The sequence below is a fragment of the Streptomyces sp. NPDC030820 genome (genome assembly GCF_055572075.1).
In genome coordinates, this window is record NZ_JBVIEB010000020.1 from 36,141 (window position 1) to 55,154 (window position 19,014).

Here is a 19,014-nt window from a genome sequence, read left to right on the forward strand (position 1 = left end):
TCGTGTCCTCATATACGTGGCTGGCCAGTTGAGTTACAGCTCAGCGCTGCAGTGGACCGGCGGTTGCAACGCCTGCTCCGGCTTTCCCGGTAGTCAAGCCTGTCTTGTGCCGTAGCGGGGTCGGCGCGTACGCCGAAATCTGCTCGCGCAGATCGGGGATATCGATGCCCAGATACTCAGCCGTCTCGGGAAGCCGGGCTCCGGGGATCGCGGCCGCCAGACCCGCGCCAGTCGACCATTTCCATAAACTGTGAATATAAAAATGCTATGCTTCGAGCATGAGTCGTCAAGACACCGCTCCTGGCGCGTCCGCCGCCATCGGGGCAGCCCTCTACGGCCTGGCCACCAGGGCCGCGAGACGCCTGCCCCGGGACATGAGCCTGACGTCCGCCGCCACCCTGGCCACCCTGGACCGGACCGGCCCGCGGCGCATCACCGATCTGGCCGCGGTCGAGGGCGTCACCCAGCCCGCGATGACCGCCCTGGTCCGGGTGATGGAGGAGTCCGGCCTGGTCGAGCGGCGGGGCGACCCGTCCGACAAGCGGGTCACGCTGGTGTGCCTGACCGAGGCCGGCGCCTCCTATGTCCGGACACGGCGCCAGGCGGGCGTCCACGCGTTCGAGCGGTTGATCGGCGAGCTCACCGGCGACGAGATCGAGGCGCTGGTGGCGGCCCTTCCGGCGCTGAAGCATCTGGCAGAGCTCGAAAGCCAGGACCGCGAAGGGCCGAAGCAGTGACCGGGCAGCCGGTCGGCGGGGTCGCAGTGAAGGCGTTCCCGGTGGCGCGTTCCGAGCCGCGGCTGCTGGTCCCCGCCCTGATGTTCATCGCTCTGGTCGTGGCGGCGGTCGCCAGCCTCGGGGCGCCGCTCATCACCAGCGTGGCGACCTCGTTCCACGTCTCGCTCGGCAGCGCGCAGTGGACGCTGACCGTCGCGCTGCTCAGCGGCGCCGTCGCCACGCCGGTCCTGGGCCGGCTCGGAGCCGGCCCGCACCGGCGGGCCACGATCCTCGCCACGCTGGCGGTCGTCGTCGCCGGCAGCGCACTCACCGTGCTGCCGCTGCCGTTCGCGTGGCTGCTGGCCGGCAGGGCGGCCCAGGGCGTCGGGCTCGGGCTGACGGCGCTGATGATGGGCGTGGCCCGGGACCACCTCCCCGAGGAGCGCAGCGCGGCCGTGATCGCCCTGATCTCGGTGGTCTCGATCATCGGGGCCGGCGTCGGCTACCCGCTGGCCGCACTGCTCGCCGAACTCGGCGGGGTACGGGCCGCCTACGGCCTCGGCCTGGTCGTCACCGCCGCCGCTCTCCTGACCGCGTGGCGCTCCATGCCCGAAGCCCCCGAAGGCCGCTCCGCCCACGTGGACGTGGCAGGCGCGGTCGTCCTGGCCGCTGCGCTGCTCCTGGTGCTGTTCCTCGCCGGCGAACGGAATCTGTGGAGCCGGCACCTCGCCGTGGCGGCGGGCCTCGCCGTCGTCGCGGTGGCGCTGCTCTGCGTCTGGGCCGTCATCGAGCTGCGCAGCACGACGCCCCTGGTCGATGTGCGGGCGGTGCGGCACCCGGCGGTCGCCGGGGCGAACCTCGCCATGTTCGTCGGCGGGATCGGCATGTACCTCCTGCTCACGCTCATCACCCGGTACGCGCAGACGCCGCACGGCGCCGGCTACGGCTTCGGGCTGACGACCTTCGTCGCCGGGCTGGTCCTCATCCCGTTCTCGGTGCTGGGGTTCGTCGCCGGCAAGCTCACGCCGCGGGTCCGGAAGCGGATCGCCGACCCCCTGCTCCTGGCCGGCAGCGCCGTCGTGGTCGGCGGCGGGTTCGCCCTGTTCGCGGCGGCCCGGTCGGACCTGGCCGAACTGTTCGCGGCGATGGGCGTGCTCGGCTTCGGCGTCGGCGGCTTCTCGGCCGCGATGCCCGGCGTCATCCTGGCCGTCACCCCCAAGGGCGAGACGTCGAGCGCCATGAGCTTCAACTACGTCGTCCGCAGCGTCGGGTACTCCCTGGGCAGCGCCATCGGCGGCCTGATCCTCGCCGCGGGCACCGGCCCCGGCCACCTCTTCCCCGACGACAGCGCCTACACCACCGCGGCGCTGGTCGGCATCGGCGCCATGGCGATCACGACGCTGACAAGCCTCGCTCTCGCCCGCCGACGCTCGTCCGAGACCAACCCGTAAGTCAGATGCACTCATCCCAACACTGGAGGTTCCATGCCCAAGGGCTACTGGGTCAGCGTCTACCGCACCATTTCAGATCCTGAGAAGCTGGCTGCTTACAACAAGCTGGCCCGCCTGGCCGTCGAGGCCGGGGGCGGTCGGGTCCTCGTCCGTGGCGGTCGGGTCGTGGCGCATGACGCCGGAATCGCCGAGCGCACCGTCCTGATCGAGTTCGACAGCTTCGAGCAGGCCGTCGCGGCGCGCGAGAGTGCGGCCTACCAGGAGGCGCTGGTCGCCCTCTCCGACGGCGTCGAACGCGACTTCCGCATCGTCGAAGGCATCGACTGACCGAGGTCCAGTCGGGCGGGGAGGCTTTCCACGTCCGGTAAACCAGAACGTCAGGCCCTTAGAGCGTTCGCCAGGAGGCGTGGAGTCCGGGGTGTGTGATGGCGTGGGGGCAACGGGGTTGATGATCACGGGGTTCTATATGCTTCGTGATCTCCGGGGGTTCCGTGCCTGTCGTACCCGTGTCCGTCATCGATCCGATTCGCGAGGAGTTCCTCGCGCTACTGTCAGATCATGTCGACCCGCACCCGCTGGGCTGTCACAACCTCGCATCCCGGATGCGGTGGTCTTCGACAAGCTCATTCTTGTCCTGGTCTTCGGGATGGGCTACGAGCGTGTCGCGGACAAGACCTGCTCGGCGACCACGATACGCAGGCGGCGGGACGAGTGGATTGCCGCCGGGGCGGCCAACTCTGCGCTTGGCGACACTGGCCGCCTACGATCGCATGGTCGGGCTGAGGCTGGAGCACCTGTCGGCCGATGGCTGCATCACCAAGTCCCCAGCTGGAGGCGAGTGCGCGGGCAAGAGTCCGGTGGACCGGGCCAAGCAGGGCATCAAGCGTTCCCAGCTATACCCCTGGTCACCGAGCCGGCACCCGCAAACAGGCCCGACCACACCCTGCTGCCCGCCACCCTAGACCAACTCACCCTGTTGGAGACGACAATCGGACCGTTGCCGCCCAACCCCCGGCTGAGCCTGGATGCGGGCTACGACTACCGCGTCGTCCACGATGACCTGGCCTCCCGGAAGGTAGTCGCCCAGATCTCCGAACGAGGCGCCAAGACGCCCATCCAGGCCAACAACCGCTGGGTGGTGGAGCGCACGAACTCGTGGATGAACAACTTCGGCAAGCTTCGCCGTTGCACTGAACGCCGCCGGCGATGCGTGGCATTCTTCCTCGCCCTGGCTGCCGCCGTCATCACCGTCCGCAGCCTGATCCGCCGCGCTTGGTTCACCACCGCTGGCATACCCGCCCCCGCAACCACCGCATCCGATAGTCTCGCCCCCCGTCCTCCAAGGGGGCATATGGACACGATCGGCAGCGGGACTCCACGATGGGGCGCATGCTGAGCACCCTCTTCGCCTTTATCGGCGCCTGCACCCTGATCGCGGCCTCGCCCGGCCCGAGCACGATGCTGATCATCCGACAGTCCCTGCGCAGCCGGCGTGCCGGTTTCCTCACTGTGCTGGGCAATGAGACTGGCGTCTTCATTTGGGGTGTCATTGCGGCACTCGGGCTCACCGCACTGCTCGCGGCCTCCCAGTTGGCGTACGACATCATGCGGATCGCCGGTGCCGTGACTCTGGTCGGCTTCGGTATCAAGACGCTGCTGGACGCCCGTGGCGAGCAGGGAGAAAAGGAGAGCCAGGATGCACAGGCAGTGCACTCGGGCTGGGCTTCGTACCGCTCGGGCCTACTGCTGAACCTCGCCAACCCCAAGGCCGCAGTGTTCGCGATGTCCTTCCTGCCACAGTTCGTGCCCGCAGGCGCCCCTCATCTGCCCACCATGATCGGCCTGGCGGCCATCTGGGCCGTCTTCGAGGTCGGCTACTACGGACTATACGTATGGTTCGTCGGCCGAATGAAGAAGATCATCTCCCGAGCCAAGGTACGCCAGCGCCTCGAGCGGGTCTCCGGCACTGTGCTGGTCCTTCTTGGTGTTCGGATGGCTATCGAGAGCTGACGACGGCTGACGCCATGGTCAAGTCTGACCAGACCGCCGAGGCGTAACGTGCTCAACCGTTCTTCCGGCCACTACCTACTGGCGGAGGCTCTTAGAAACAGCTCAAACGAGTGACCCGGACACGCTGAAAGCGACCGGTAAACCGTTCGAACAAGAGACGGTGCTCCAGGGGTTGGCCGTGGCCACGAACAGCGCATGGTTGACCATCGAGCCGACGCCCGAGCCGCGCGCGGCGACCCGGATCCCGAGCGCCCGGTGTCGGCGACTACCTGGGCCACGGCCAGGAAGTAACCCTCGAAGCCGAGCCGGCCGATGACGCCCAGCTCGTGGTTGAGCTGCCGGACGGCGCGCCCGTCCGTGTCCAGGCCGCGGGCAACCATCCCGGCCTCGCACCGCTGCCGCAGCAGCCGCATCGCCGAGCCCGGCTCCGAACCGGCGCCCACGACGGACGGCTCGGGAAAGTGCGGTCGGCCCATTCCTAGTGCCGCATCAGGCAACGTTCGCCTTGGTCTTGCCGGGCGAGTGCGGATCGCGCGGTCCGCGTAGTCTCGCGGGGTGCACTCTCATCTGAGCTTCGAGAACCCTCCTGCGCTGCCTCACGAGGTCGTGGTCCAGATGTTGGAGCGGGCTCTACTCGACCGCTCGGCTGAGGGTGAGGCGGCGAGTGTCCTGGTCGGGACCGCGTTGAACGACGACGACGCAGAGTTCGTCGAGCACTGGTGCGTGCAGATCGGGACGCGGGCTGTGCCGGGAAGTCCGCTGCTCGGGCTGGCCGGCCTGTGCCTGGGACACGCCGCCCGACGCTTCGGGCGTCTCAGTGATGAAGCCCTGGCACTGGCGGAGGCGCTGGCGGCGCGGGCCGAGGCGGACCCGACGGACGTGGATGGTCGGGCCCTGGACGGCTATGACGACGTCCGGAGCTTCCTGCACCGGTGGTGACGTGCAGGTCAGGCTCATTGACCCGGTTCACGAGGGCTTTGAGGCGCTTGTCGGCAGCGTTCTTGTTCCGCCAGATGATGTAGCGGCGGATCATGCTGCCCTGGACCTTGTGGGTGGGGTGGTCGGTGCCGTCGAGGGCGAAGTAGCGCAGGGCGGTGAACTGGGCCTCGATGCGGTTGAGCCAGGAGCTGTTGGTCGGCGTGTAGGCGATCTCGACGTTGTTGGCCTCGGCCCAGTCCGCGACACGGTGGCAGCGCTTGGTGGTCAGATGCGGGGAGTAGTTGTCGCAGATGACCGCGATGCGCTTGCCGACCGGGTGGAGGGAGCGCAGGTAGCGGCAGAACTCCAGGAACTTGAAGCGGTCCTTGGTCTTCTTGATGTGGCCGTAGAGCTGGTCTTTGTCCAGGTCGTAGGCGGCGAACAGGTGCCGGACCCCGTGCGGGCGGGTGTAGGTCGCGCGGCGACGCGGGCGCGGTTCGCGGTCGGATTCCTTGTGCCTGCCGCCACGTGCGGCCCACTGGCGGCCGGGGTGGGGCTGGAGGTTGAGCGGCCCGAATTCGTCCAGGCAGAACACAACTTCGGGTTCGCCCGGCTCAGGCAGGACCTCGCCGTCGGCGATGGCGTAGAGGTGCTCGACGCGGGCCTTCTTGACCGCGTAATCGGGGTCGCGGGAGGTCTTCCAGGTCTTCAGGCGTTGAAAGGTGACGCCTTCCTCGCGGAGCAGGATGCGCAGGCCCTCGTGGCTGATGTCATCGACCACCCCCTCGGCGACCAGGAAGTCAGCCAGTTTGACCAGGCTCCAGGTCGCAAACGCCTGCACACTCTGCCGCCTCCCGTGGACGCGTCCGGCGCCGCATCGGCGTGACGCCGTTGCTGGGTGGGGCCTGGCTACCGCGCTGGGGGCCGAGGGCGATCCGGGGTCATCCGTCTTCCTCTCGGCGTGCAGCCCTCCACGACGGCACGAAGCCAGGCTGGTCAGCACGAAGCCCGCCCCGTGCGCCAAGCGCGGTGGATGACGGTGCGGCTCTGCTGGGGGTGACCGGAGGAGACGGCCCGCAGGCACTTGTGGCCGAGGAGAGCGGCCTGCCTTTCTTGGTCGTTCCGGCGGGTACCAGCAACCACTTCGCGATGGACCTCGGCCTGGACCGCGAAGACCCTTCGGCCGCACTGGAGGCCCTGTCGGACGGCGCCGAGCTGTGCGTGAATCTCGGGTGCGCGGGCGAGCGGGCGTTCGTCAACAGCGTGTCGTTCGGAGCGTATGCCGCCCTGGTGCAGGACCCGGGAGGCCAAGATCGGCACGATGGTACGGATCCTCCCGGAATTCCTGGCCCGCCACGGGGGCCCGGAGCTGGCGGTACGCGCCGGGCTGCTCACTGTGGACCGGCCGGATGCCGTGCTGGTGAGCAGCAATCCCTACCAGGTCGACGACCCGGCCGGGCTCGACAGGCGTGCGCAGCTCGGCTCCGGGCTCCTGTGAGTACTGGCCGCCAGGGCGAAGACGCCCGCCGAAACGGCCGCCAGGCTGCGAAGCGGGCAGATTCTCGGGCCTAGCCGGCTGGCGACACCCGACGACCTCGTCATTCACGCCGATGCCCCGGTCGTCCCCGTCGGGCTGGACGGCGAAGCCGTCACCCTGCGGACTCCCGTGCGGTGCCGGATCAGTCCCGGACGCTGCGGGTATGGGTTCCCCGCCATCAGCCGGACGTCGTACCCAGCGGATGGCGACCGCCGGGATGGGCCGTCGTCCAGCGGGCTGCCTCACCCGTCGGGCGCTCTCCTGGCCGTCACAGCGACTGACCGGAGCACGCCGAACGATGGGCAGCAGGTCCCCCAGACAGGGCCCGAATGACCCATGGGGGCGTGAGCGGCGAAGGGTGGAAGGTGGGAGTGTGAGGCCACTGCCAGATAGTCCGTGTACTGGGCCGTTCCCCCGCCCGCTCAGCACTGCCAGACGTTCGTCCGGCCCTGTGCCGACGCGTTCCCCTGTGTGGGAGGGCAGAAGCCCGGCCGGTGGTCGCTGATGGTGACCACTGTCGGGGCGAGGCCGGTGGCCGGGGGGCGTGCCGTCTCGGCGGCCGCCCTGCCCACTGCGCAGGTGCTCCGTGATCTCGAGGTGACCGCCGACGGCCTCTCGTCGGAGGAGGCAGCACGGCGGCTGAAGCGCTGGGGACCGAACGCCGTCCACTCCCACCGGGCCCGGACGTGGCTGGTGCTGTGGCATCAAGTGCGGTCCCCGCTGCTCGGCCTCCTTCTGGCCGCGGCCGTGGTGTCGTACTTCGTCGGGGAGCGCAGCGACGCAGTGATCATCGGGGTGATCGTGGCGCTCTCCGTCGGTCTGGGTTTCGTCAACGAGGTCCGGGCGGAGAAGACCGCCCAGTCGCTGCACGCGAAGATCCGGCACCAGGCGGTCGTACTGCGTGACGGGCGACCACAGGAGGTGGAGGTCACCGCCCTGGTCCCGGGCGATGTGGTCGAGTTGCGGCTCGGCGACATCGTGCCCGCAGATCTGCGGTTGCTGGCGACCGCGGGGCTGGAGTGCAGCGAGTCGGTGCTGACCGGTGAGTCACTGCCGGTCGCGAAGGACACCTCTGCCGTGCCGGCCGGCACGGCACTGGCGGATCTGACCGGCTGCGCTCTGATGGGCACCGTGGTGCACTGCGGAAGCGGCCGCGGTGTCGTGGTCGCCACCGGCGCCGAGGCCGAGTTCGGGAAGATCGCCGCCGGTCTGAGCGGACACCAACTGGAGACCGAGTTCCAGGTGGGGCTGCGCCGCTTCTCCATGCTCTTGGTCTACGTCGCCGGGGCACTGACCACGTCGATCTTCATCATCAACGTCGCACTGCACAAGCCGCTGATCGACGCCCTGCTGTTCTCCCTGGCCATCGCGGTCGGCATCACTCCGCAGCTGCTGCCCGCCGTGGTCTCCACCAGCCTCGCCGCCGGCTCGCGGCGGATGAGCCGACGCAAGGTGCTGGTCAAGCGGCTGGTATGTATCGAGGACCTCGGCGACGTCGATGTGCTGTTCACCGACAAGACCGGAACACTCACCCAGGGACGTATCGACTTCATGCGGGCCGTACCCGTCGCCGGTGCGTCTGCGGAAGAAATGCTGCGCTTCGGCCTGCTGTGCACCGAGACGGACGTGGACGACCAGGGCCGGCCCGTGGGCGGAAACCCGCTCGACGACGCTCTGTGGAACTCCCCGGCCGCGGCCGCCCAGCGCTCGTCGCTGAGCGGCTGGACGCGGACCGGCGTCCTGCCCTTCGACCACGAGCGGCGGATGGTCTCCGTCACCGTCACCGATACCGCCGGTGACACCGTGCTGATCACCAAAGGCGCTCCGGAGACGGTACTGGAACGCTGCGTGCAGGTGCCTGGGCCCACCCGTCAGGCCCTGGAAGCTGAGTTCGCCGCCGGGAACCGCGTCGTCGCGGTGGCGACCCGTCCCGCCGAGGCGGGTACCGCACCTGCTGCTGCCGACGAACACAACCTGCGCCTGACTGGACTGCTGGTCTTCCTCGACCCGCCCAAACCCGACGCGGCCGAGGCCCTGAAGCGGCTGAACGCGCTCGGCATCACGGTGAAGATCGTCACCGGGGACAACCCCGCAGTCGCCGCCAAGGTCTGCCACGACCTGGGTTTGACGGACGCCGCCGTGCTGACCGGGACCGACCTGGACGCCATGGACGACGAGCGGCTCACCGACGCCATCGGCCGCACGACCGTCTTCGCCCGGGTCAGCCCCGAGCACAAAGCCCGCATCGTCCGTATCCAGCGGAAGACCGGCGGCGACGTCGCCTTCCTCGGCGACGGTGTCAACGACGCCCTCGCGCTGCACGCCGCCGACGTGGGCATCTCGGTGGACTCGGCCACCGACGTGGCGAAGGACGCGGCCGACGTGATCCTGCTGGAGAAGGACCTCGGAGTCCTGGCCGATGGAGTCGCCGAGGGACGGCGCATCTTCGCCAACACCATCAAGTACGTCTTGATGGGCACCTCGAGCAACTTCGGCAACATGTTCAGCGCGGCCGGAGCCTCACTCTTCCTGCCGTTCCTGCCGATGCTGCCCTCTCAGATCCTGCTCAACAACCTGCTGTACGACACCAGCCAGCTCGCCATCCCCACCGACGAGGTCGACGAGGAGCAGGTGCGGCGGCCCGCGCACTGGGACATCGCCTTCATCCGGCGCTTCATGATCTGCTTCGGACCGATCAGCTCCCTGTTCGACTTCGTCACCTTCGCCGTGATGCTGGGCGTCTTCCACGCCGACGCCGCCCAGTTCCACACCGGCTGGTTCGTGGAGTCCCTCGCCACACAAACCCTGGTCATCTTCGCCATCCGCACCCGCCGCACCCCCTTCTGGCACAGCCGCCCCAGCCAGCCCCTGACACTGACCGCACTGGGAGTCGTCGCCCTGGGCGCCGCCCTGCCGGCCACCCCCCTGGCCCACGTCCTCGGATTCGCCCCCCTGCCGACCGCCTTCTTCGCCACGGTGGCGGCCATGGTCGTCGTCTACCTCCTCCTCGTCGAGCTGGGCAAGCAGGTCTTCTACCGGAGGACGCGGCCACCGGCGCGCCCAGAACCTGCCCTCGGCCACCGGCACCTACGCCGCCGCGCAGCACGGTTCAGCACCATCACCCGACTGCCACACCCGCGAGCCCCCGCCGTCCGCCGGTGAACGGTCCACACTCGACGGGCATCACCGCGTCACTCCACTCGCCGACTTCTCGAACCCCGATTTTCGGCCGGTCGAGCCTCTACGGCCGACGCACTCGACGGCGGGCTCGACGTCCGGGTCCTCGACAGCAGCGGCCGTCCGCGACGCCAGCGGCCCGGGAACGAACCGGCTGGCCGGGACGGCCATGCCCCATGCCTGGTGAGGCCGCATCCGGTTGTAGTCCTCCAGCCACGCATCCACCACCGTTTGCGCAGTCGCAAGGTCGACGAAGGGATCGTGGCCGTCGAGGAGTTCACGGCGCAGGGCCTGATCAGGCCCCCATCACTTCGTCATCGACGGTGAGCGTGCTCTCGACGATGACCGCCGGCCAAGTCCAGAGTTGATGAGCCGGATTCCAGCTCCGCCTCCTGTCGGCCAGCCGCGGCGCAGTTGCGCTGCGTGAGCAGGGCTGACACGAGTGTGCCCCCGATGCCCAGAGCCGCGACTGCGATCTCGCTGATTGAACAACTCATGCCGCCCCCGGCTCCGATCAGCTCACAGAGACTGTACCGGGCAGCCGTCGTCCGCTCCCGGGCACGCGTCGACGCGCATCCGTCCAGCCTTGCCATGACCAGCGTGCGGGAGCAGCTGACATCGGCCATCACTCCCGCCAGGCAGCGTGAGGGTTCGGATGCCGAAGGTACGCGACGAGTTGGGCCGGCACAGCGCGCCTCGCCGCGGTCACCCGGCACTGCGTTCCCGGTCCCCCGGGCTCTCGCCAGGGGCCGAACACGCCCACCGCATCCATACGGTGCCGGTGGACCCAGCGGTCGAGCACGTGACAGGTGGGAGCGCACAGCACTCCGTCGGAGATGGCCAGTCCGCTGTCACGCAGCCATTCCGTGCGCGGTTCGCCGCCCAAGCCGAGCACGCCGAAATCGGCGTGGAGCACCATCAGCAGGGGGATGCACGTCACCCGCGCGGAAGCGGAGGGTCCCGGAGTACCTCTGGAACTCGCCGGGCAGGGCGGGGTGGCGACGCTCGCCGTGGACCCGTGCTCGCGGCCACCGGCCATCGCCTCGACCTGGACGCGGTCCCGTTCCTGTCGCGCGCGGTGCGCGCCGCCCTGACCTGTGTCCGTGGCTCGAAGGCACCCCAACTGTACGCATCGCTCGAGTCATCGGTGCCGGGCCTGCACTTCAACGGTTCGCTCGCCGCCCCGGTGTCCGGCCCGATGATGCGGTTCGTGGCAGGGACGGAGTTCGTCGCCAGGCGCATCACCCGGCATGCCTCCCGGCTCGCTGTACCCGGCTGATCGACGGCGCCGAGAACGAGACACGCCATACCGTCGGGTCAGCGAAGGGCGGAACCCTCGCACAACCAGCGTTCATGAGCCGGGCGTCACGACACCTGTCGTGCCGTAAGGCGCCGACGTACGCCGTAGGCCGCCGCTCCGAGGGCGAGCACCGCCGCTCCCCACGCCACCGACGTCGCGGGCAGGGTGAAGGCCAGGACCAGGCAGCCGGCCAGCCCGACCGCGGGGATGATGCGCGGCGGCCGGTTCTCCTCCTGAGTCAGGGTCCAGGCGGAGGCGTTCGCCACGGCGTAGTAGGCGAGTACGCCGAACGACGAGAATCCGATCGCGCCGCGCACGTCCGCGGTGGCGGCCAGGATCACCACCACCGTGCCCACCAGCAACTCCGCTCGATAGGGCACCTTGAACCGTGGATGCACGGCGGACAGAGCATGCGGCAGGTGGTGATCCCGGGACATGGCCAGCGTGGTCCGCGAGACGCCCAGGATCAGCGCGAGCAACGACCCGAGCGCCGCCACCGCCGCTCCGACCCGAACCACCGGGACCAACCCCGGCAGCCCGGCCTGCCGTACCGCCTCGGCCAGCGGCGCACTCTCTCGCGCCAGCCCGTTCGGGCCGAGGACCGCCAGCACGGACACGGCGACCGCCGCGTACATGCTCAGCGTGATACCCAGGGCCAGGGGAATGGCCCGGGGAATGGCGCGGGCCGGGTCCCGCACCTCTTCGCCCAGGGTCGCGATCCGCGCGTACCCGGCAAAGGCGAAGAACAGAAGCCCGGCCGCCTGCAACACCCCGGTGACGGAGGCGTCCGACCCGATGTCCAGCCTCCCCGCCTGAGCGTTACCGGAGGTCAGGCAGGCCACCACCACGGCAGCCAGCACGGCCAGGACCACGGCGACGATCGCCCGCGTCAGCCACGCAGCCTTCTGCACACCCACGTAGTTCACCGCGGTCAGCGCCACCACGGCAGCGACCGCTACGGCGTGCGCCTGCCCCGGCCACACATACGACCCCACGGTGAGCGCCATCGCCGCGCACGAAGCGGTCTTGCCCACCACGAAGCCCCAGCCGGCGAGGTAGCCCCAGAACTCGCCCAGCCGCTCACGGCCGTACACGTACGTCCCACCGGACTGCGGATAGCGTGCCGCCAGCCGGGCCGAGGAGGTGGCGTTGCAGTACGCCACCACGGCGGCGACGGCCAGCCCCACGAGCAGTGCCGAGCCCGCCGCCCGAGCGGCCGGCGCCAGGGCGGCGAAGACCCCCGCACCGATCATCGAGCCGAGCCCGATGACGACGGCATCGAAAACGCCCAGCCTCCGCTCCAGCCCAGCGGCTCCACCGCCCTGCGACGCCTGACTCACTCCACACCACCATCTGCCGACATCCGGGACCGCGAGACGATACCTGTCGGGGATGAACAGCAGGTCGCGCGCGTCGTGATCCTCGACTCCCGAAGATCCGACGGGAGTTGTCCTCGCTCCCGGAGACGGTCACGAGCCGGACACGAGCCGGCCGGGCGTGGTGCCGCTGACCCGCCTGCGCCTGCTGACGGTGGCAGTGCCTGCATGCGTCTGCCGGCTTTCCGCTTCCAGTCCCCGGCCCGGTGTGACTGCAGCTGCGCGCGCTACCGCCATTTGCGACCCGGGTCTGTGACCGCGATGCCTGAGTTGCGGCGTGGATCGGGTCCCGGCAGGCTGTAGCTGGCGATCGACCTTGATGACGTGAGGAGGTGATCGGGTTGCAGGACCATGCGCGCCCGTTCAGCCCTCCGAAACGTTGGTGTGGGTGACGTGTGCAGCCTTGATGGCCGGTGTCCCGGTGGGTCCGGTCATGATTCTGCAACGACCGGCCCAGCCCAGGTATCAGCCGGACGAGAACCGGCTTCGCAATCCCCGTCCCGCTCCGGAGCGGATGCGCGGAGTGCTTCTTTGTGACATGCGCTGCGGACTCACCGTTCGATCCGTGGTGTCCGCCCACCATGTGGCCGTACACGTGACCCAGATGGGTGACGTGTACGGCAACGGTCGCCACAACCCGCCGCCGGCGATAAGGAGCCGCAGAGCATGGGTGGAAAGCAGGGGACACTCGTCATACTGGCCGGAATCGCGCTGGTAGCGGGACTCACCGGCCCCGCCTTCGGGTCCGGCGCCGCTCACTCGCCGGCCCCGGCCACCGCGGCCACGAGGTCAGGGACCTCGGTCGTGGAATGGAACCGCGAGCTCATCACCATCCTGGGCGATCCGAAGGCGCAGCCGGCCACCGTCCAGCCCACGCGCAGCTTCGCCCTCCTCCAGGCTGCCGAGTACGACGCGGTGGTGTCGATCACCCGGTCCGGCTCCGCCTACGTGTTCTCGGTTTCGGCACCGCGAGGCGCTCGTGCCGATGCCGCAGCGGACCAGGCAGCCCACGATGTGCTGGTCGCCCTGTACCCGGCCGAACGCGCAGGCGTGGACCTGCGGCTGACCAGCCAGTTGTCCGCGATTCCGGACGGCCCGGACAAGCAGGCGGGCATGACGGTGGGAGCCACGGTCGCCCGCCGGCTGATCAGCCTGCGGTCCCACGACGGGTCCTCGGCGAAGCCGCCTCGCTTTCACCCCGGCGACAAGGCCGGTGACTACCGGCCCACCCCTCCGGACTTCCCGACACCGGTGTTCACCAACTGGGGCTCGGTCAAGCCGTTCGTGCTGACGAGCGGACGCCAGTTCCGCCCGGCGCCGCCGCCGGCCGTGAGCAGCGTGGCATACGCCACCGCCCTGAACGAGGTCAAGAGTCTGGGGAGCAAGACCAGTACCACCCGTACCTCCGATCAGACGGCAGCCGCGAAGTTCTGGGCGGCGGCGCCCGTCTGGAACGTCTGGAACGAGATCGCGCAGAACCTCGTCACTTCCCAGAACGCGAGCCTGGACCGGGCGGTGAAGGTCTTCGCCCGGCTCGACCTGACCCTCGCCGACACCACGATCGCGATGTACGACGCCAAGTACGCCTATCGCGTATGGCGGCCCGTCACCGCCCTCCGGGTCGGCGGTACGCACTACAACCCGCACATCGTCGGCGATCCCCACTGGACCCCCCTGCTGACGACCGCCCCCGACCCGTCGTATCCCAGCGCCCACGCCGCTCTCAGCCAAGCGGCGGCAACGACGCTCACCGGGTTCTACGGCGCGCGGCATCATCTCGCGGTGACGTCGAAAGGCACCACCCGAACCTATGCCGGCTTCCAGGACGCGGCCACCGAAGCGTGGCTCAGCCGGACCTGGTCCGGCCAGCACACCTCGATCGACAACCGCGCGGGCCGACAACTCGGCACCCAGGTAGCCGACTTCGTTGCAGGTCGCCTCTGACCGTCCGCACCGAGAGACATTCATGCGCAACACGGCGGCGGCCAGAAGCCAGTGGCAGCAAAAGCATCGGCACCACTCATGACCCTTCTGCGCTGGTCCTGATGTCTCCTTTGGCTCCGGGTGCGGTCGGTCGTGCGAGGACGTCTCACATCAGCTGCATCAGGCGGCGCATGGGTCAGCCAGTACCCGCCGAGTATGGACGACTGTGACCAGGCCAGGCCGTCGGCCACCGGCCAGAGAGTGAAGGTGCGCACCGGCACGCCGAGTGCTCCGGCCACCGGATTGAGGACGGTGCGCACGACCGGGATGAACCGTCGGAGCAGGACCGCCTCGGCGTACCCGTAACGGTCCAGCAGTACTTCCGCTCGGTCCGCCCCCGCTCGAAGGCAGTGGTTGCGCACTCCGGGGAGAGCGACGGGGTCCGCTCGCCAGCCGTTCCAAAACCCTGTGCAACGGCGATGGTGCCGGCTGCGGCGCAGACCAGGACGGGGCAGCAAGGGCAGGTGCCGACCCGTGCGGGCAGCGGAGCGCACGACAAGCCGGCTGGCACCAGCAAGGGGTCGCCGGGCAGGAAGAAGCCGCCGCTCCGGCCGCCGTTCCAGGCCCGCATCGCCCTGCTGTCGGCCGGACCGGGACAGCGGCTTCCCGCTGAATCCGGCGACGATCGCTCTACGAGACCCCTACCGCCGGTAAGGGCCACTCACCGTCGGCCCTCCGTACGGAGACCCTTTCCCGTACGGTACCGAGATCCTTTCCCGTATCCGGGCCGAAGGGCCAAGGCCAGCCGGCCCTGTTGTCCACCCACAGTGTCCCGCCGCCATGAGATACCGCTGCCGCCGTGGTACGAATCGGCCCGTCGGCCCCTCATCAGTCAGGAGCCATGGCCCTGACACTCCGATAGCCGAACGGGGCGCCGCACCGCCCAAACCCGAATCACGCCACCCCACAGAGTGAAGGTCCAATGGCCCCCCTGTTGGGGCCCGGCAGCCCTGGGCCAGGACCGGTGCCCGCAGAAGTCTGGAGCCGCTGCGAAACGATCAGAAGGAGCGGAGCACATGACTGCCAAGGACACCGGCACCAAGGTCACCAGCGCCGTCGCCGTAGAGGTGCGCGTGGAAGGTGATGTGGACGAGGAAGCCGTCGCCTACCTCCGGGAGAAGGTCGACGCGGTCCTCGGCCGACCCGGAGTTCCGGCCGTGAGCGGTGCGGTGAGGGTCACCAGGGCGGTGGCGCACCACGCCGAGCGGCCCTGGTCCGCCGGGGCCGAGCTCGTCGTGGGGAACACCCTCGTGGTCGTGCATGCCCAGGAGGCCACGGCACATGAACTGGCGGACCGGCTGCGGGACCGGCTGCGCAGCCAGATGAACCGTGCCCTGCACCGCAAGGAGGAGGCCCGCAGGTCGGCCACTCCTCCTCCGTGGCGCGGCGGCGGTACCGACAGCGGCCGAGAGTAGAGCCCTTCGTGAGCCTCCGCTGCGGGGCGGTCGCCCTCCTTCGCGTAGGTGTGGTTCCTGCGCCTCGGCGAGGGAGCTGCCCGGACGGGTCGCCAGGCCTCGCCGGACCAGTGCCGGTCAGCCCCCGGAAGGGACCATCGGCACCTGGGAGTCGGGATCAGGCGGGACGAGAGTGGAGGCGTGAGCGGCACCGAATCCCCCGCGGTGCCGCTCCGGTCCGCACACCGTCGGCCAACGCCGGCGGATCTCGTCAACGGAGGCGCTCCCCAATGACCCGTCATCAGGCCGGAATCCAGGCAACAGCAGCTGCCGACGCGCCGTCCGACATCACCATTGCCGTGGACCAGCTGGTCACGAACGGACTCAAGGCGCTCGCCGACTACGACGCCCTCACCCAGGAGCAGGTCGACCACATCGTCAAGAAGGCCTCGGTCGCCGCCCTGGACCAGCACACCGCGCTGGCCCGCCTGGCCGTGGAGGAGACCGGGCGTGGGGTCTTCGAGGACAAGGCGGCCAAGAACATGTTCGCGTGCGAGCACGTCACGCACAGCATGGGCCCGATGAAGACCGTCGGCGTCATCGCCCGCGACGACATCGAGGACATGATCGAGGTGGCCGAGCCGGTCGGCGTGGTCTGCGCGATCACACCGGTCACCAACCCGACCTCCACCGCCGTCTTCAAGGCCCTGATGGCGCTGAAGACGCGCAACCCGATCGTGTTCGCCTTCCACCCCTCGGCCCAGCGGTGCAGTACGGCGGCGGCCCGGATCGTACGGGACGCGGCCGTCGCCGCCGGCGCGCCGGAGCACTGCGTGCAGTGGATCGAGACGCCATCGGTGGAGGCGACCGGCATCCTGATGCGCCACCCCGGCGTCTCGCTGATCCTCGCCACCGGCGGCAACGCCATGGTCAGGGCCGCCTACTCGGCGGGAAAGCCCGCGCTGGGCGTCGGTGCGGGCAACGTCCCGGCATACGTGCACAAGAGCGCGAAGCTGCACCGGGCCGTCAACGACCTGGTGCTGTCCAAGTCGTTCGACAACGGCATGATCTGCGCCTCCGAGCAGGCCGTCATCCTGGACGACGAGATCTACGACGCGGCACTGGCCGAGTTCCGCACTCTGCACGCTCACCTGGCGACCGCCGAGGAGAAGGCGAAGCTGGAAGCCTTCCTGTTCCCGACCGGCCGCACCAGCGCGGGCTGTGAGCCCAAGGTCAACGCTGGAGCCGTCGGTCGGAGTCCGGCATGGATCGCCAAGCAGGCAGGCTTCACCGTCCCGGGCGACACCTCACTGATCCTGGTCGAGGCCGAACGGGTGGGCCCGGATGAGCCGCTGACCCGTGAGAAGCTCTGCCCGGTGCTCGCCGTGCTGCGCGCGGGCTCCGAGCAGCAGGGCTTCGACCTCGCCGCGGACATGGTCGCCTTCCACGGCCAGGGTCACACCGCGGTCATCCACACCGAGGACCAGGCGCTGGCGGAGGCGTACGGCCGGCGCATGAAGACCGTACGGATCATCGTCAACGCCCCGTCGTCGCAGGGTGCCATCGGTGGCATCTACAACAGCCTGCTGCCGTCGCTCACCCTGGGCTGCGGCTCGTGGGGTCACACCTCGGTGTCCAACAACGTCTCCGCAGTGCAGTTGCTGAACATCAAGCGGGTCAGCGCGCGCCGCAACAACCTGCAGTGGTTCAAGGTGCCGCCGAAGATCTACTTCGAGCCGCAGTCCCTGCGCTACCTGTCCTCCATGCCGGACGTCCACCGCGTCACGGTCGTCACCGACGCCACCATGACCCGCCTCGGCTTCGTCGACCGCGTCAGCCGCGTCCTGCAACGCCGCCACGAACCGGTCACCCTCCAGATCATCGACAACGTCGAGCCCGAGCCGAGCATCGACTCCGTGCAGCGCGGCGCCCAGCTCATGCGCGACTTCGGCCCCGACACGATCATCGCGTTGGGCGGCGGCTCCCCGATGGACGCGGCCAAGGTGATGTGGCTGCTGTACGAGCACCCGGACGTCGACTTCGCGGACATGCGGCAGAAGTTCTCCGACATCCGCAAGCGAGCCTTCCGCTTCCCGGTCTTCGGCACCCGCGCCCGCCTGGTGTGCGTACCCACCACGTCCGGCACCGGCGCGGAGGTCACCCCCTTCGCGGTGATCTCCGACCCCGCGAGCGGCAAGAAGTACCCGCTCGCCGACTACGCACTCACCCCGAGCGTGGCCATCGTCGACCCACTGCTCACCGCGGACCTGCCCCCGGTGCTGGCGGCCGACAGCGGCTTCGACGCCCTCACCCACGCCATAGAGTCGTACGTGTCCGTCTACGCCAACGACTTCACCGACGGCCTGGCCCTGCACGCGATCCGCCTGATCTTCGACAACATCGAAGCGGCGGTGAACGACCGCAGGGGCCGACCCGACGCGCGGGAGAGGATGCACAACGCCGGCACGATCGCGGGCATGGCCTTCGGCAACGCCTTCCTGGGCATCGTCCACGCCATGTCGCACACCCTCGGCGCCACCTTCCACATCGCACACGGCCGCACCAACGCGGTCCTGCTGCCGCACGTCATCCGCTACAACGGCACCGTCCCGGCAAAGCTCACGGGCTGGCCCAAGTACGAGAGCTACCGTGCCCCCGAACGCTTCCAGGACATCGCCCGCGCCCTCGGCCTGCCCGCCTCCACCGCGCAGGAGGGCGTGGAGTCGCTGGCCCGCGCGGTGGAGCGGCTACGCGATGCCGTGGGCATCGAGCCGTCCTTCCAGGCACTCGGCGTCGACGAGCGCGCCTTCCTCGCCGCTCTGCCCCGACAGGCCTTGAACGCATACGAAGACCAGTGCGCGCCCGCCAACCCACGCATGCCGATGCTCGACGACATGCAGGAGATCATGCGCGTGGCCTACTACGGCGACGAACCGGTGCGGCCGGACACGGACAAGGGCCGAACGGCCCTGGCATGAAGAGCCCCGAGGCCGTTCCAATGACCTGATCGAGCCTGCCCACGGCCCCCGACCTGGTGCGCCGCGGACAGGCAGCCGCGCAGGCCTCGAAGGGACGTCGCACATGCCCTACCGGCGCACCGCCCGTCGCCACGGCGACAGATCAGCCATCCGCCTGGTCACGCCCGCCGAAGA

Annotated in this window: 11 protein-coding genes and 5 pseudogenes; 12 read left to right on the forward strand and 4 right to left on the reverse strand. The window is 69.5% G+C overall.

Features of this window, described 5'->3' with window-relative positions; genetic code table 11:
* Positions 1-374: 374 nt before the first annotated feature.
* The 5 genes and pseudogenes from ACZ418_RS37890 (at position 375) to ACZ418_RS37910 (ending at position 4,177) form a co-directional block, all read left to right on the forward strand.
* Positions 375-737, forward strand: coding sequence for a MarR family winged helix-turn-helix transcriptional regulator (locus ACZ418_RS37890; protein WP_468372291.1), 363 nt, complete (start codon positions 375-377; stop codon positions 735-737).
* Positions 734-2,167, forward strand: coding sequence for an MFS transporter (locus ACZ418_RS37895; protein ID WP_468372099.1), 1,434 nt, complete (start codon positions 734-736; stop codon positions 2,165-2,167). The genes ACZ418_RS37890 and ACZ418_RS37895 overlap by 4 nt, the downstream gene beginning before the upstream one ends.
* Before the next feature lie 33 nt (positions 2,168-2,200).
* Positions 2,201-2,494 (forward strand): DUF1330 domain-containing protein, encoded by a 294-nt coding sequence (locus tag ACZ418_RS37900; protein ID WP_152886307.1) that lies wholly within the window; start codon positions 2,201-2,203, stop codon positions 2,492-2,494.
* A gap of 164 nt (positions 2,495-2,658) precedes the next feature.
* Positions 2,659-3,490 (forward strand): annotated as a pseudogene (locus ACZ418_RS37905) (transposase).
* A 66-nt stretch (positions 3,491-3,556) separates the two neighbouring features.
* The gene (locus ACZ418_RS37910; RefSeq protein WP_468372102.1) at positions 3,557-4,177 is read left to right on the forward strand and encodes a LysE family translocator; all 621 of its coding nucleotides are present in this window, start codon (positions 3,557-3,559) and stop codon (positions 4,175-4,177) included.
* Between the two features lie 139 nt (positions 4,178-4,316).
* Here ACZ418_RS37910 and ACZ418_RS37915 read toward each other — a convergent pair.
* Together ACZ418_RS37915 and ACZ418_RS37920 are read right to left on the reverse strand one after the other, a co-directional pair.
* A pseudogene (locus ACZ418_RS37915) lies at positions 4,317-4,671 on the reverse strand (DNA polymerase III subunit alpha); the annotation flags it as partial.
* 461 nt (positions 4,672-5,132) lie between these two features.
* A pseudogene (locus ACZ418_RS37920) lies at positions 5,133-5,927 on the reverse strand (transposase); the annotation flags it as partial.
* Positions 5,928-6,124: 197 nt separating this feature from the next.
* Between ACZ418_RS37920 and ACZ418_RS37925 the strand changes: the two are divergent.
* The 3 genes and pseudogenes from ACZ418_RS37925 to mgtA all read left to right on the forward strand — a co-directional run.
* A pseudogene (locus tag ACZ418_RS37925) lies at positions 6,125-6,313 on the forward strand (diacylglycerol kinase family protein); the annotation flags it as partial.
* A 103-nt stretch (positions 6,314-6,416) separates the two neighbouring features.
* The gene (locus tag ACZ418_RS37930; protein ID WP_468372308.1) at positions 6,417-6,593 is read left to right on the forward strand and encodes a hypothetical protein; all 177 of its coding nucleotides are present in this window, start codon (positions 6,417-6,419) and stop codon (positions 6,591-6,593) included.
* Positions 6,594-7,136: 543 nt separating this feature from the next.
* Positions 7,137-9,794, forward strand: coding sequence for a magnesium-translocating P-type ATPase (gene mgtA / locus ACZ418_RS37935; protein ID WP_468372104.1), 2,658 nt, complete (start codon positions 7,137-7,139; stop codon positions 9,792-9,794).
* Positions 9,795-9,908: 114 nt separating this feature from the next.
* Here mgtA and ACZ418_RS37940 read toward each other — a convergent pair.
* Positions 9,909-10,103, reverse strand: a pseudogene (locus tag ACZ418_RS37940) (integrase core domain-containing protein); the annotation flags it as partial.
* A 724-nt stretch (positions 10,104-10,827) separates the two neighbouring features.
* Here ACZ418_RS37940 and ACZ418_RS37945 point away from each other — a divergent pair.
* Positions 10,828-11,088 carry a hypothetical protein gene (locus tag ACZ418_RS37945; RefSeq protein WP_468372106.1) on the forward strand — a complete coding sequence of 87 codons (261 nt, stop codon included), beginning with the start codon at positions 10,828-10,830 and terminating at the stop codon, positions 11,086-11,088.
* A gap of 86 nt (positions 11,089-11,174) precedes the next feature.
* On the opposite strand, the gene ACZ418_RS37950 is transcribed toward ACZ418_RS37945, so the two are convergent.
* Positions 11,175-12,449: an APC family permease gene (locus ACZ418_RS37950; RefSeq protein WP_468372108.1), complete on the reverse strand. Its 1,275-nt coding sequence runs from the start codon at positions 12,447-12,449 to the stop codon at positions 11,175-11,177.
* Between the two features lie 702 nt (positions 12,450-13,151).
* Here ACZ418_RS37950 and ACZ418_RS37955 point away from each other — a divergent pair.
* The 3 genes from ACZ418_RS37955 to adhE all read left to right on the forward strand — a co-directional run bounded on the left by ACZ418_RS37955 (position 13,152) and on the right by adhE (position 18,840).
* On the forward strand, positions 13,152-14,429 hold the full coding sequence (locus ACZ418_RS37955; protein ID WP_468372111.1) for a vanadium-dependent haloperoxidase: 1,278 nt from the start codon (positions 13,152-13,154) through the stop codon (positions 14,427-14,429).
* Positions 14,430-15,484: 1,055 nt separating this feature from the next.
* A complete protein-coding gene (locus tag ACZ418_RS37960) occupies positions 15,485-15,883 on the forward strand; it encodes a hypothetical protein (RefSeq protein WP_468372114.1) in 399 nt (132 codons plus the stop codon).
* Positions 15,884-16,152: 269 nt separating this feature from the next.
* Complete coding sequence (adhE, locus tag ACZ418_RS37965; protein WP_468372117.1) at positions 16,153-18,840, forward strand: bifunctional acetaldehyde-CoA/alcohol dehydrogenase; 2,688 nt, start codon at positions 16,153-16,155, stop codon at positions 18,838-18,840.
* Positions 18,841-19,014 lie beyond the last annotated feature (174 nt).